The organism is Bradyrhizobium arachidis (assembly GCF_024758505.1).
Lineage (GTDB): Bacteria > Pseudomonadota > Alphaproteobacteria > Rhizobiales > Xanthobacteraceae > Bradyrhizobium > Bradyrhizobium manausense_C.
The window spans coordinates 5,756,947-5,769,984 of the sequence record NZ_CP077970.1 but is presented as its reverse complement, the minus strand read 5'-3'; the positions used below and the strand labels follow the sequence as shown (position 1 = coordinate 5,769,984).

Genomic DNA, 13,038 nt, shown 5'->3' with positions numbered 1-13,038 from the left:
CTCCCAGCCGCAAGCGCGTCACGCGCTCTGAATTCGCGATGGTGACGATACCGTTTGTACACAAACGTGCAAGCGGCGCATGCCGCACTGCAACGTGGATGCCCGCTTTGTGGACAGGGACGGGAGGCAAATGAGGTTTTATTCGGCAGCGCGCGTTTTTCGGCCGCAGCGCCGCTTGACAGCCTCCGGCATCGCGCGCAACATCGTTCGTATACGAATGATAAGCCCCCGTGATCTGCTGGGCCGCCTGCACATGAGCGAGACGACGAGCGCCGTCACCGACAAGATCCGCTGCGATGCCTGTCCGGTGATGTGCTACATCAAGCCGGGCGCGGCGGGAGCTTGCGACCGCTACGCCAATCAGGACGGCAAGCTCGTCCGCGTCGATCCGCACATCGTTCTCGAACGCACGGTCTCGCAGGGCGGCAAGCTGGTGCCATTCAGCCGCAGCGAGGATTGGGACGGCAAGCTCGTCCAGGGTCCCTCGACCTTCGTCACTGCAATTGGCGCGGGCACCACCTATCCCGACTATAAGCCTGCGCCGTTCATCGTCTCGTCCGAGGTCGATGGCGTCGACATGGTCACTGTGGTCACCGAGGGCATCTTCTCCTATTGCGGCGTCAAGGTGAAAATCGACACCGACCGCTATCTCGGCCCGGAGACGGCGACCGTTCGTGCGCAGGGTGAGGCGGTCGGCCACGTCACCACCAGCGAATACGGCTCGCAGATGCTGTCGCTTGGCGGCGTGCATCATCTGACCGGCGGCTCCAAGAAGGAGGGCCGCGTCACCTGCGACACGCTGATGGACCTCTCCAACTGCAAGGCGGTCGAGCTCACGATCGACGGCGGCGCGACCGTGGTGGTGCAGGCGGGGCAGTCGCCGATCGTCAACGGCGTGAAGGAAGAGCGCATGCGGGTCGGCTGCGGCTCGGCCACGATCGGCATGTTCGCCAAGCAGTGGCATGGCAAGGTCGACGAGGTCGTCGTGGTCGATGACCACATCACCGGCGTGCTCAGCGAGCACCAGGCCGGCAAGCTCCTGGACATCGCCGATACCGGCATCAAGATGAAGGGCCGGCGTTCGACGCCTGGCCGCTATTTCCAGGTCGCCGATCCCGGCACGGGATGGGGCGGCACCAACATTTCCGATCCGCTGGCGATTTTGGGTCCGTTCGACGCCAAGGAAGCCAAGGCCGGGCTGACCATGCTGATGGTCTCCACGACTGGCGAGCATGCGTCTTATTACGTGCTCGACGACGCCCTGAAGCCGGTCGAGACGGAGATGCCTGCCGATCTGAAATTCTCGGTCGAGCGTATCCAGGAGAATTGCGAGCCCGCACTCTGCACGGTGCTGTTCATGGCCGGCGCTGGCGGTTCGCTGCGTGCCGGCGTCACCGACAATCCGGTGCGGCTGACGCGTTCGGTGAAGGACGCGCTGACGCGCGTCACCAGCGGCGGCGCGCCGGTCTATGTCTGGCCGGGCGGCGGCATTACCTACATGGTCGACGTCACGCAGATGCCGACGGGCGCATTCGGTTATGTGCCGACACCGGCGCTGGTCGCGCCGATCGAGTTCACGATGACGCTGTCCGACTACGCCGCGCTCGGCGGGCACATGGACTATGTGCGGCCGCTCTCGGAGGTGCAGGCCGGCGACGACGTCCGCCAGGTCCCGTGGCAGCAGCCGCTTCCGGGGCGCCGCGCATGAAGCGGCTCCCGCAAATCGCGTTGCTGTCTGATGGCCGGCGGCTGCATTTGCAGGATGGTCCGATCGATCTGATCGTTGAGGCGAGGGGACGCGGAGGCGAGGTGCGCGCGGCCTATGAGGCCGCGGCCGGCCGCTTCGCCGGACTGCTCGACGCGCTCTGTGCGGAACTGACCGAATTGCGCAAGCCGGCGACGTCGGGGATTTGCCGGCTGACGGGCGTCGTGGCGCGGCGGATGCACGCCGCGGTCGCGCCTTTTGCCGCGGATTGTTTCATCACGCCGATGGCCGCCGTTGCCGGCAGCGTCGCCGAGGAAATCCTGGGCGCAATGCTGAATGCCGCGATGCTCGATCAGGCCTATGTCAACAATGGCGGCGATATCGCCATTCACCTTTCAGCCGGCGAGCAGTTCACCGTCGGCTTGATGGACCGGCCGGACCGTGATGGGGTGATGCGGAAAATGATCGTCGATGCCGACGATCCCGCGCGCGGGGTTGCGACGAGCGGCCGCCATGGCCGCAGCTTTTCGCTCGGCATTGCCGATGCCGTGACGGTGCTGGCGCGAACGGCGTCGCAGGCGGATGCCGCGGCCACCGTCATCGCCAATACCGTCGACCTGCCCGGACATCCCGCCATCAGCCGGTGTCCCGCCAATGACATCCAGCCCGACAGCGATCTCGGCGCGCGTCTCGTCACCCGCGACGTCGGCGCATTGTCGCGGGACGAGGTTCGCGACGCGCTGGATTCTGGCGCGGAACGTGCACGACAATTGTTCGATCGCGGATTGATCGAGGGTGCCGTCCTGCAGCTTTGTGGTGATATGCTCGTCATCGGAACCAAGGATATTGAGCCGAAACGCTCGTATCGACGCATCGCGGAGAACGCGATCCATGCCTGAACAGGGACAGCAGCCATGAGCGCGATCATCCGCAAGATCGTCACCGTCGTCGAAGAGACGCAGATGGAGATGGGCCGCCAGGTTTCGCCGCCGACGCGGCGCGCGGCTGCGATTGCCGTAATCGAAAATCCCTTTGCCGGAAAATATGTCGAAGACCTTTCCCCGCTGATCGCGATCGGCGAGGAGCTCGGCGATCTCCTGTCGAAGCGCGCGGTGGCCGCGCTCGGCATCGATGGCGCAAAGGTGCAGAGCTATGGCAAAGCCGCAGCCGTCGGCGAGAACGGCGAGCTGGAGCATGCAGCCGCAATCCTGCATCCCAAGATGGGTGCGCCGGTGCGCAAGGTTTTGAGCAAGGGTGCGGCGCTGATTCCGTCCTCGAAAAAGCGCAGCGGACCCGGCACGACGCTCGACATTCCCTTGGGGCACAAGGACGCGGCCTTCGTGCGCAGCCATTTTGACGGAATGGAAGTGCAGATCAACGATGCGCCGCGGGCCAATGAGATCATGGTCGCGGTTGCCGTTACCGACAGCGGCCGTCCGCTGCCGCGTGTCGGCGGATTGACGGTTGCGGAAGTCAAAGGCGACGACGGTCTACGATAATCATTTGAAAGTGGAGGTTGGGATGCGAGCAAGAAACTATTTTGTCGGCGCGGCGTTCGCGCTTCTGGCCGGCGGCATGGCGCAGTCGGCCATGGCGCAGGAGATCAAGATCGGTGAGATCAACAGCTACTCGCTGTTGCCGGCCTTCACTGAACCCTATCGCAAGGGCTGGCAACTCGCGGTCGAGGAGATCAACGCTGCCGGCGGCATCAACGGCAAGAAGCTCGTCGTCGTCTCCAAGGACGACAGCGGCAAGCCGGCCGATGCACAGACCGCCGCGAATGAGCTGGTCTCGAGTGAAGGCGTCGCCATGCTCGCGGGCACGTTCCTCTCCAACATCGGCCTCGCCGTCAGCGACTTCGCCAACCAGAAGAAAGTGTTCTTCCTCGCAGCCGAGCCGCTGACGGACGCCATCACCTGGTCGAAGGGCAACAAATACACCTTCCGCCTGCGCCCCTCCAACTACATGCAGGCCGCGATGCTGGTGGAAGCCGCCAGCAAGCTGCCGGCAAAACGCTGGGCGACGATCGCGCCGAACTATGAATACGGCCAGTCCGCCGTTGCCGTGTTCAAGAAGCTGATGTCGGAGAAGCGTCCGGACATCCAGTGGGTCGACGAGCAATGGCCGCCGCAGGGCAAGATCGACGCGGGTCCGGTGGTGCAGGCGGTTGCCGCCGCCAATCCGGAGGCCATCCTCAACGTCACCTTCGGCGCCGATCTCGTCAAACTCGTGCGCGAAGGCAACACCCGCGGCCTGTTCAAGGGACGCGAGGTCGTCTCCTTCCTGACCGGCGAGCCCGAATATCTCGACCCGCTCAAGGACGAGACGCCGGAGGGCTGGATCGTCACCGGCTATCCCTGGTACTCGATCAAGACGCCGGAGCATGATGCGTTCCTCAAGGCCTACCAGGCCAAGTACAATGACTATCCGCGCCTCGGCTCGATCGTCGGCTACCAGACCATCAAGTCGGCCGCCGCGATCCTCGCCAAGGCCAACTCGACCGATCCGGAGAAGCTGATCGCCGCGGCCGAAGGCCTCTCGGTGCCGTCGCCGCTCGGCGAGATCACCTTCCGCAAGATCGACCACCAGTCGACCCTCGGTGCTTACGTCGGCAAGACCGCGCTGAAGGACGGCAAGGGCGTGATGGTGGATTCTTCTTACAAGAAGGGGTCGGACTATCTGCCTGGTGATGCCGAAGTCGAGAAGATGCGTCCGAAGGATTGATCTCCTTCTTCGTAGGGTGGGTTAGCCGAAGGCGTAACCCACCACTGTCCGCATCCGCGGAACCAGAAGAGGTGGGTTACGCCCAGCGAATTGCGCTTCGCGCAATCGCAAGGCTAACCCACCCTACGAAGCCCTACGAAGACCTCTCCCCGCAGGCGGGGAGAGGTGATGCAACACTAACCCGGACCGAAGATGGCCTTTTACGTCGTACAGTTTCTCACGGGACTTGCCAGCGCAGCGTCGCTGTTCCTGGTGGCCTCGGGCCTGTCGATCATCTTCGGCGTGACGCGCATCGTGAACTTTGCGCACGGCGCCTTCTACATGATCGGCGCCTATATCGCCTTCACGCTGACCGACCGCTTCTCCGGCGCGTTCGGCTTCTGGGGCGGCATCGTCGTCGCGGCGCTCGCGGTGGCCGTGATCGGTGTCCTCGTCGAGATGGTGCTGCTCCGGCGCATCTATCACGTGCCCGAACTGTTCCAGTTGCTCGCAACGTTCGGCCTTACGTTGATGGTGCAGGACCTCGTCGTCCTGATCTGGGGGCCCGACGATCTCGTCGGCCGCCGTGCGCCGGGTTTCAAGGGCGCGGTCGATTTCTTCGGCCAGGCCATCCCGAGCTACGATTTGTTCCTGATCGTGCTCGGGCCCGCCGTGCTCGGAATCCTCTGGCTGCTGTTCCAGCGCACGCGCTGGGGCGTGCTGGTGCGCGCGGCGACGCAGGACCGCGACATGGTTGCAGCCCTCGGCGTGAACCAGAAATGGCTGTTCACCTCGGTGTTTGCGGTCGGCGTGTTCCTTGCCGCGCTCGGCGGCGCGTTGCAGATTCCGCGCGACGCCGTGCATCACGCCATGGACCTGCGCATCATCGTCGAAGTGTTCGTCGTGGTCGTCATCGGCGGGCTCGGCAGCATCGTCGGCGCCTTCGTCGCGGCCGTACTGGTGTCGGAGCTCAACGCCTTCGGCATTTTGATCTTCCCAAAAATCTCCATCATCCTGGTCTTCCTGGTGATGGCGGTTGTGCTGATCGTGCGGCCCTGGGGCCTGTTCGGCAAGCCCGAGGCGGCTGCACGCCGTACACCCGGTCTCACCGTCAACCCGTGGCGTCCGCTGACGCAAAACGAGCGCCTGGCCGCGCTCGCGGCGCTCGTCGTCGCGGCGGCGCTGCCGCTGTTTGCCGGCAACTACGCGCTGACCGTCGGCTCGGAGATCGCGATCTTCGTCATCTTCGCCGTCAGCCTGCACTTCCTCATGTCGGTCGGCGGGCTCGCATCCTTCGGTCATGCCGCTTACTTCGGCCTGGGCGCCTACGGCATCGCGTTCCTCGCCAAAATGGCGGGATTGCCGATGATCGTCTGCCTGTTGCTCGGGCCGCTCATGGGCCTTGCGGGCGCGGCCGTGTTCGGTTTCTTCGCCGTGCAGCTCTCCGGCGTCTATTTTGCGATGCTGACCTTGGCCTTTGCGCAGATTGTCTGGTCAATCGCGTTCCAGTGGGTCAGCGTCACCGGCGGCGACAACGGCATCTTGGGCTTGTGGCCCGAGAAGTGGGCGGCGAGCCCCTCACACTTCTACTGGCTGGCGCTCGGCGTTGCCGCGCTGGTGACAATCGCACTGCGCGTCGCGGTGTTCTCGCCGTTCGGCTACGCGCTGCGCGCCACGCGCGACTCGCTGCTGCGCAGCGAGGCCATCGGCATCAATGCCAAGCGCATGCAGTGGACCGCCTTCGTGATCGCGGGAACGACGGCCGGCATCGGCGGCGCGCTGTTCGCCTATCTGAAGGGCAGCGTCTTCCCCGATAATCTCGGCATCTCGCTCTCGGTCGATGCGCTGGTCATGGTGCTGCTCGGCGGCGTGGAAACCGTGTCGGGCGCGGTGATCGGCGCCATCGTCTACAAGGCGCTCAACATCTGGCTGGTCAGCCAGACCGATCTGTCAAAACTCGTGCTCGGCGGCTTCATCGTGCTGATCGTGGTCGTCTTCCCCAAGGGCATCGTCGGCACGCTGGAGATGCTGATGCAACGGCGCCGTTCCGTCTCGCCACCGGGTTCAACCTTGCTGGCCAAGCCGATCGAGTCCGCCGAATGAGCGTCGCACCCACATTGCTGTCGGTCGAAGGGCTGACAAAATCCTACGGCGGCATTCATGCCGTGCGCGGCGTGTCGTTCGAGCTTCGCGCCGGCGAAATCCTGGCGCTGATCGGCCCGAACGGCGCGGGCAAGAGCACCTGCTTCGACATGCTCAACGGCCAGAACCGGCCCGATTCCGGCCATGTCCGCCTGCTCGGCGAGGAGATCACGGGCCGCAAGCCGCGCGAGATCTGGCGGCTGGGTGTGGGGCGCACCTTCCAGATCACGGCGACGTTCGCCACCATGACCGTGCGCGAGAACGTGCAGGTCGCGCTGATCTCGCATGAGCAGCGCCTGTTCAATCTCGCGGGCTCGGCGGCAAAAGTCGCGCGCGAGGAGGCCGGTCGCCTCCTCGAGCTCGTCGGCATGGGCGGCTATGCCGACCGTCCCTGCGGCGAGCTCGCCTATGGCGATCTCAAGCGGCTGGAGCTCGCGGTCGCGCTCGCCAACCAGCCAAAACTTTTGTTGATGGACGAGCCGACCGCCGGCATGGCGCCGCGCGAGCGCATCGATCTGATGCGGCTCACCGCGACCATCGCGCGCGAAAAGTCGATCGGCGTGCTCTTCACCGAGCACGACATGGACGTCGTGTTCGAGCACGCCGACCGCATCATCGTGCTCAACCGCGGCACGCTGATCGCGGAAGGCTCGCCCGAAGCCGTGCGCGGCAATCCGCAGGTGCAAGCGGTCTATCTCGGCGAGGGCCTGGTCTACGACGCCCGCCATCGCGAGGGATCGCCGGCATGAAGCTCGCAGTTCAGGACCTCAACAGCTATTACGGCCCCGCGCATATTCTGTTCGACATCGCGCTCGAGGTGGGCGAGGGCGAGGTCGTCGCGCTACTCGGGCGCAACGGCGCCGGAAAATCGACGACGTTCCGCTCCATCGTCGGCCTCGTCGCGCAGCGCACCGGCCGCATCGAGTTCGAGGGCAGGGACGTCTCGGCGCGCCCGACCCACGAGATCGTGCGCGGCGGGCTCGGTTACGTGCCGGAAGAACGCCGCATCTTCACCGATCTGACCGTCGAGGAAAATCTCGAGGTCGGCCGCCAGCCGAAGCGGCCAAACGCGCCGCACTGGACCCGCGAAAAGCTGTTCGCGCTGTTTCCGAACCTGAGCGAGATGCGCAACCGGCCCGGCGGGCGGATGAGCGGCGGCGAGCAGCAGATGCTGACCATCGCCCGCACGCTGATGGGCAATCCGTCGCTGGTGCTGCTCGACGAGCCGTCTGAGGGCCTGTCGCCGAAGATCGTCGAACAGATGGTCGACGCGATCCTGACCATGAAGAAGGAAGGCGTCAGCATCGTCGTCTCCGAGCAGAATCTGCATTTCGCGCGGCTGATTTCCGATCGCGCCTATATCATCGAGCGTGGCCGAATCTGTTTCGGTGGTACGATGGCCGAGCTCGACGCGCGCCCGGACATCCGCGACGCGCATCTCTCGTTGTGAGGGGCTAAGGGAAGGGCAGGGGCTGATGGCGAGGAGTGTCGCAGTCAAGAAGAGTGTCAAGCCGGCCAAGCCGCCCTACGTGCTCGACGAGCAGGTCGGCTTCATCCTGCGCCAGGTCTGGCAGCGCCACAGCGCGATCTTTGCCCGCGACATCGGCACCAACCTCACGCCGACGCAATGGGCGGCGCTGTCAAAACTCGCCGAGACCGGGCCGTGCTCGCAGAACCAGCTCGGCCGGCTCACCGCGATGGACGTTGCGACCATCAAGGGCGTGATCGACCGCCTGACGGCGCGCGGGTTGACCGAGACGAGCCCCGATCCCGAGGACGGACGGCGCTTGCAGGTCAGCCTGACCCGCGCCGGTCAGCAGCTCGCCGAGAAGGTCGCGCCCAGCGCACTCGCGATCACGCGCGAGACGCTCGCGCCGCTCGAGCCTAGGGAGCGCGAGACGCTGATGGCGCTGCTGAACAAGCTGCGGTGAACTCGGTCCTGTAGGCGGCAGTGGGCCGCTTCGCCCACCCCTGCACGATGGCCAGCGGCACGATCCAGCACATCCAGGCCGCGACGGCGTAGACCTCGTCGAACGGCAACATGAGGACAGTTGCCGCTGATGTCACCAGCCGCAACCAGATGGCGGCCGAGGCGATCGCGGCCACGGCAAGCATCCGCCGCGCATGGCTTGCGACGTCGCCGGACCGGATGGCATGAACCGCGGCCACAGCGAATGCTAGCCAGGTGATGCCTTGGACGAACAGGCCTGCCCGCGCCATGGCACTGGCTTCGCTGCACAGGGCGACCGGAAGAGCGCTTAGCGCGCCGACCAGGATGCAACAGGAGGCGAAACGGCCGATCAGACGGTGCAGAGGCGGGCGATGGCGCAGGAGCAGCGCACAGGGAATGAGGATGAGGGCCAGTCCCGACGCGATCATGTGCAGGGGAAACACGATGGGAAGTCGCTGAAGGACCAGATACAAGGGATGAGGCAGCGGCATCGATCCGGACCCGAGGGCGATCGCCATCATTCCCGCCGGAAGGATCACAGAGGATACGATGATGAAGGCGACCACCTTGGCAAGGCCGACCGCGCGCGGCCGCAATCCGGACAATTGCGCAATTGCTTGCGGTTCGGCTCGCTCCAAATCAGCGCTCCTCGTGCCGATCAAGGTTTTGATCGCAGCCGCGATCGTCAGCCATATGGCGCCCGCCGCCGGTGCTGGCGCTTCCGTAGCCGATTTCGAGGGGCGCTGGAAGGACGACAGCAGGAATCTGGTGCTCGACATATCGAAGTGTGCCGGCGGATGGTGCGGTGTGGAAGTGACCGGCGAAAACACCTGTGGCCGTGCCGCCCTGCGCATTGAGGAGCGTCCGTCGCGTGGCGGCCGTTTGGTTGGCCGCCTTGAACTGGCGGCGGAAACGCAACCCTATTCCGTGTCGGCCGATCTTCATCAGGGTCAGCAGGGCCTTCGCATGACGTTGAAGGGCCAAAGCGGAGACAAGTTCGAGCCCTGGCGCCGCACCTATCCGTTCATGGCGGCGCTTGTGCGCGTCGGGAACGCGCAGTGCCGGCTGGATGCGAAGGTCTCGTGACGCTGGTTACACGGCCGGTTCTCGCCCCGACGCGCCCTTGCGCAAAATCTTCCGCAGGCTTTCGACTTCCCACAGCGCGAGCTGCCGCCGGTCGAACGGCGGCACCCAGTCGTCGAGCACCTTGATCGGCGGCGGGAAGTTATAGGGCGGCGCGCACAGATCGATGGTGAAGAAGTCGCCGGTGCGAATCGCGCGGTTTCGGCCATCCGGATAGGTCGTGGTCAGAAGATATCTGATGTTGGAGCGGAGGATGTTGTCGATCGCGAGAAATATCATGTCCTCGGACAGATGGATGAAGCAGTCGCGGCAGAGCAGCAGGTCGGCTTCCGGAAGCGGATCGTTGCAGAGGTCGATCCTGCGGAACGTGCGGTCGGGCCGGCCGTACTGGTTTGCCGTGCGCTCGACCAACTCCGGGACGATGTCACCGCCGATGTAGTGCGACACCGGAAGTTCGATCTTCGACATCCAGTGAAAATCGCCGCAGGGCAGGTCGAGCAGAGTGTGGATCTCGAGGTCACCGACCAGGCCGGGCAGGCCTTCTCGCACCCTTTGGGTGTTGTGCAGGGTGGATCCGCCGCCGGACGCGGTTTCCTTGTAACCCCAGATGTTGCGCCGATAGATTTCGCCGAACACGTCGCCCGGCGTGCCGTGCAGATTGCGCACCATCTGCGTGCGCAGCCAGATCAGCACCGGCGTCGGCAAGGTCTGGCGCGCAATGTCGATAGCGGCCGAGAACAGGACCGTCCGACGCAACCAGTCTGCAAATTTGTCGAACACGCAGTGACCGGAAATTGAAGCAGAGATCGGTGAAGATACCTCCGGCACGGGCCGGCCGAAGTCAAGGAACGTCCCGGATTGCTCGGGACCCGCGCCGGTCAGCAACTCGCCGAAAAGGTCGCGCCCAGCGCGCTCGCGATCACCCGCGAAACGCTCGCGCCACTTGAGCCCAGGGAGTGCGAGACGCTGATGGCGCTGCTTAACAAGCTGCGGTGAGTGTCAGTCGTGGATTCCATGATCCTCATGAAGGGATGGGGAGCGGTGCAACGTAGGTCTGGACGACGTTACCGAGAATGATCGTCCCGTTGTAGACGCCATGTGCGAGTACGCACACGCCCACTCCAACGCCCCGTAGTCGCAGGACGGTCAGAACGATCGTCAGTGGCAGCACGAGCAGGGGCGTGAGAATGCCGTTGGGGAGATGCGAGCCGAGGAAGAGAGCAGCGGAGATCGTGGCTGCCTTCCAGGGTGGCATGATACTGGACAGACGGTCCCATACGTATCCGCGGTAAAATATCTCCTCCGCCACGGGGGCTACGATGACGAGAAGGACCGCAATGGTCAGCCAAAAGATCGGCGGCATATCGTGCAGGAAATTCTTCGTCAGCTGGGTTGTCGTCATGGCCCATTGAACCGTGCCGAGCAGGCCCAGCGGCACGCAAACCAGGATCAGGAGCGATACCGGGCGGCGGAGTCCGTTGATCAGTTCGGGAGGAAATTGTCGGAGCCTCTCCTTCAACCCGTCGCGGGCGAAGTACAGATATGTTGCGCTCACCATGAAGATCGACAGAATTGTGAGCGATTCCAGGTACCAGAACTCCTTGGTCGCGCGGAGCAAGGAGGCAGAACGGGTTGCCGCTCCGACGAAGCTCACGACGAAGGCGATGACGAAGGTGACCGGGACGCCGCTTGCCAGGGCTGCAAGCACTCGCCAGAAGCAGCCGCGAACCACGGTCCATTGGCTTTGAACCGGAAGCGGGAGATCGATGACCTGTTCACTCAAAAGGGGCTCCCCAGGAGGTCCGGATGGGATTCCGGGCGTGAGCGCAACTTTAGCTAGAAACCGGCCCGACGCAATTGGCTTTGCCCGTCACGCGGCGAGGGCCTCGCTCCGCGCGACGCGAATGTGCGCCAGGCGTCGATGCGTTGTTGAATAAGCCGCGCAGAATTCGGTGCCGTAGGGTGGGCAAAGGCGCGTTTGCGCCGTGCCCACCATCTCTCCGCGAATTCGATGGAAGAGGGGGTACGCTTCCGCCCTCGCTCTGCGAGCTACGGCAGACAAGTCGTTTTGCCCACCCTACGGCAGCTCTTTCTCCGTCACCCTGAGGTGGCCGCTTCTTCAGCGGCCTTCGAAGGGCGACGGCCCGGCTGCGTCCCGGCCGTTCATCCTTCGAGGCTCGCACACGGCGCATTTGCGCCGTGTGCGAGCGCCTCAGGATGACGGGGCGGGCGCTCGGGCCCTGTTACTTCGCCACGATCTCCGGCACCTTGCCCGCCGGCGGCGTATTGCGGCTGCGTTGCGTCCGCACGATGCCGTCGATGATGGTCATGCCGATGCCGGGGAGGTCGCCGAGCTGCACGCTCTCGAGGATGTTCTTTCCAGGCGAATGCTGCGCCTTGTCCATCAGCACGAAATCGGCGGAACGGCCCACTTCAATGAGGCCGCAATCGAGCTCGCGCATCCGCGCGGTGTTGCCGGTCGCAAGACAGAAGGCGAGCTCGGCCGGCAGTTCGCCGAGCGAGGACAGCATCGAGACCATGCGCAAAATGCCGAGCGGTTGCACGCCGGAGCCGGCCGGCGCATCGGTGCCGAGGATGACGCGGTGGAGGTCGCCCATCTCGCGCGCGATGCGCAGCGTGAACAGCGCCGAGCGCTCATTGCCGTTGTGAACCAGCTCGAGCCCGCGCTTGCAGCCCTCGCAGATGCAGCGGATCTGGTCGTCGGGCAGCGCGGTGTGACCGCCATTGATGTGGCCGACGACGTCGGTGTCGGCTTCCAGCACGACGTCCTTGTCGATCAGGCCGGAGCCGGGGATCGAGGGCCCGCCGGTGTGGATCGTGCTCTGGATGCCGTATTTGCGCGCCCAGCCCACCATCTTCCGCGCGGTCGGGCCGTCCTTGACGCCGCCGAGGCCGACTTCGCCGAGCAGCTTGACGCCGGCGGCGGCCATTTCCTTGAAGTCCTCCTCGACCATCTCGCATTCGATGACGGGCGCGCCGGCATGAACCTTCACGCCGCCGGGACGCAGCGTCCAGAAGGCGCGTTGGGCGAAGATCGCCATTGCCTTCAGGCCGACGACGTCGCGGGGCCGGCCCGGCATGTGCACCTCGCCGGCCGAGATCATGGTGGTGACGCCGCCATGGAGGTAGCTGTCGATCCAGTTGATCTGGTTCTGTCGCGGCGTCCAGTCGCCCGCGACAGGGTGGACGTGGCTGTCGATCAGGCCCGGCGCCACCGTGGTGCCGTTGGCGTCCACGATCGTGGTGGCGCCTTCAATGTCCACGTCCTTGAAGCGGCCGATCGCGGTGATTTTTCCGTTCTCAGCGACGATGGTGTCGCCATCCAGGATCGGTTTTTCCAGGGCGCCGGACAGGATCAGGCCGATGTTGCGGATCACGAGCTTGGAAGGCCCGGTGGCCTGGGGTGCGTCATGCGCCATGGAGATGGTTCCTT

The 13,038-nt window shown here is 64.8% G+C and carries 13 protein-coding genes and 1 pseudogene; 10 read left to right on the top strand and 4 right to left on the bottom strand.

Annotated features, from left to right (window positions below; all coding sequences use genetic code 11):
* Nucleotides 1–253 precede the first annotated feature (253 nt).
* The 8 genes from KUF59_RS26815 to KUF59_RS26780 all read left to right on the top strand — a co-directional run bounded on the left by KUF59_RS26815 (nt 254) and on the right by KUF59_RS26780 (nt 8,481).
* Complete coding sequence (locus KUF59_RS26815; protein WP_212459098.1) at nt 254–1,708, top strand: 6-hydroxynicotinate reductase; 1,455 nt, start codon at nt 254–256, stop codon at nt 1,706–1,708.
* Nucleotides 1,705–2,604: a UPF0280 family protein gene (locus KUF59_RS26810; protein WP_212459097.1), complete on the top strand. Its 900-nt coding sequence runs from the start codon at nt 1,705–1,707 to the stop codon at nt 2,602–2,604. Before KUF59_RS26815 ends, KUF59_RS26810 begins: the two co-directional genes overlap by 4 nt.
* Nucleotides 2,605–2,619: 15 nt before the next feature.
* Complete coding sequence (locus tag KUF59_RS26805) at nt 2,620–3,204, top strand: amino acid synthesis family protein (protein ID WP_212459096.1); 585 nt, start codon at nt 2,620–2,622, stop codon at nt 3,202–3,204.
* A 22-nt stretch (nt 3,205–3,226) separates the two neighbouring features.
* A complete protein-coding gene (locus KUF59_RS26800) occupies nt 3,227–4,429 on the top strand; it encodes an ABC transporter substrate-binding protein (protein WP_212459095.1) in 1,203 nt (400 codons plus the stop codon).
* 192 nt (nt 4,430–4,621) lie between these two features.
* On the top strand, nt 4,622–6,511 hold the full coding sequence (locus KUF59_RS26795) for an ABC transporter permease (protein WP_212459094.1): 1,890 nt from the start codon (nt 4,622–4,624) through the stop codon (nt 6,509–6,511).
* Complete coding sequence (locus KUF59_RS26790) at nt 6,508–7,299, top strand: ABC transporter ATP-binding protein (RefSeq protein ID WP_212459093.1); 792 nt, start codon at nt 6,508–6,510, stop codon at nt 7,297–7,299. Before KUF59_RS26795 ends, KUF59_RS26790 begins: the two co-directional genes overlap by 4 nt.
* Nucleotides 7,296–8,000 carry an ABC transporter ATP-binding protein gene (locus KUF59_RS26785; RefSeq protein WP_212401076.1) on the top strand — a complete coding sequence of 235 codons (705 nt, stop codon included), beginning with the start codon at nt 7,296–7,298 and terminating at the stop codon, nt 7,998–8,000. The genes KUF59_RS26790 and KUF59_RS26785 overlap by 4 nt, the downstream gene beginning before the upstream one ends.
* Nucleotides 8,001–8,025: 25 nt before the next feature.
* The gene (locus KUF59_RS26780) at nt 8,026–8,481 is read left to right on the top strand and encodes a MarR family winged helix-turn-helix transcriptional regulator (RefSeq protein ID WP_212459092.1); all 456 of its coding nucleotides are present in this window, start codon (nt 8,026–8,028) and stop codon (nt 8,479–8,481) included.
* On the opposite strand, the gene KUF59_RS26775 is transcribed toward KUF59_RS26780, so the two are convergent.
* Nucleotides 8,435–9,139, bottom strand: coding sequence for a DUF2306 domain-containing protein (locus KUF59_RS26775; RefSeq protein ID WP_212459091.1), 705 nt, complete (start codon nt 9,137–9,139; stop codon nt 8,435–8,437). The genes KUF59_RS26780 and KUF59_RS26775 overlap by 47 nt on opposite strands.
* A 13-nt stretch (nt 9,140–9,152) precedes the next feature.
* Here KUF59_RS26775 and KUF59_RS26770 point away from each other — a divergent pair, with 13 nt between their 5' ends.
* Nucleotides 9,153–9,587, top strand: a complete 435-nt coding sequence (locus KUF59_RS26770; protein ID WP_212459090.1) for a hypothetical protein — start codon at nt 9,153–9,155, stop codon at nt 9,585–9,587.
* Nucleotides 9,588–9,593: 6 nt separating this feature from the next.
* Here KUF59_RS26770 and KUF59_RS26765 read toward each other — a convergent pair whose 3' ends face one another.
* Nucleotides 9,594–10,340 (bottom strand): class I SAM-dependent methyltransferase, encoded by a 747-nt coding sequence (locus KUF59_RS26765; protein ID WP_212459089.1) that lies wholly within the window; start codon nt 10,338–10,340, stop codon nt 9,594–9,596.
* Nucleotides 10,341–10,451: 111 nt separating this feature from the next.
* Between KUF59_RS26765 and KUF59_RS26760 the strand changes: the two are divergent.
* Nucleotides 10,452–10,580 (top strand): annotated as a pseudogene (locus KUF59_RS26760) (MarR family transcriptional regulator); the annotation flags it as partial.
* A 25-nt stretch (nt 10,581–10,605) separates the two neighbouring features.
* On the opposite strand, the gene KUF59_RS26755 reads toward KUF59_RS26760, so the two are convergent.
* Both KUF59_RS26755 and KUF59_RS26750 read right to left on the bottom strand, forming a co-directional pair.
* On the bottom strand, nt 10,606–11,367 hold the full coding sequence (locus KUF59_RS26755; RefSeq protein WP_212459088.1) for a CPBP family intramembrane glutamic endopeptidase: 762 nt from the start codon (nt 11,365–11,367) through the stop codon (nt 10,606–10,608).
* 460 nt (nt 11,368–11,827) lie between these two features.
* The gene (locus KUF59_RS26750) at nt 11,828–13,024 is read right to left on the bottom strand and encodes an amidohydrolase family protein (protein ID WP_212459087.1); all 1,197 of its coding nucleotides are present in this window, start codon (nt 13,022–13,024) and stop codon (nt 11,828–11,830) included.
* Nucleotides 13,025–13,038 lie beyond the last annotated feature (14 nt).

Coding starts and splice junctions, on each gene's coding strand:
- KUF59_RS26800 (WP_212459095.1), top strand. CDS start 3,227: ATGCGAGCAAGAAACTATTTTGTCGGCGCGGCGTTCGCGCTTCTGGCC.
- KUF59_RS26805 (WP_212459096.1), top strand. CDS start 2,620: ATGAGCGCGATCATCCGCAAGATCGTCACCGTCGTCGAAGAGACGCAG.
- KUF59_RS26790 (WP_212459093.1), top strand. CDS start 6,508: ATGAGCGTCGCACCCACATTGCTGTCGGTCGAAGGGCTGACAAAATCC.
- KUF59_RS26780 (WP_212459092.1), top strand. CDS start 8,026: ATGGCGAGGAGTGTCGCAGTCAAGAAGAGTGTCAAGCCGGCCAAGCCG.
- KUF59_RS26795 (WP_212459094.1), top strand. CDS start 4,622: ATGGCCTTTTACGTCGTACAGTTTCTCACGGGACTTGCCAGCGCAGCG.
- KUF59_RS26750 (WP_212459087.1), bottom strand. CDS start 13,024: ATGGCGCATGACGCACCCCAGGCCACCGGGCCTTCCAAGCTCGTGATC.
- KUF59_RS26785 (WP_212401076.1), top strand. CDS start 7,296: ATGAAGCTCGCAGTTCAGGACCTCAACAGCTATTACGGCCCCGCGCAT.
- KUF59_RS26815 (WP_212459098.1), top strand. CDS start 254: ATGAGCGAGACGACGAGCGCCGTCACCGACAAGATCCGCTGCGATGCC.
- KUF59_RS26810 (WP_212459097.1), top strand. CDS start 1,705: ATGAAGCGGCTCCCGCAAATCGCGTTGCTGTCTGATGGCCGGCGGCTG.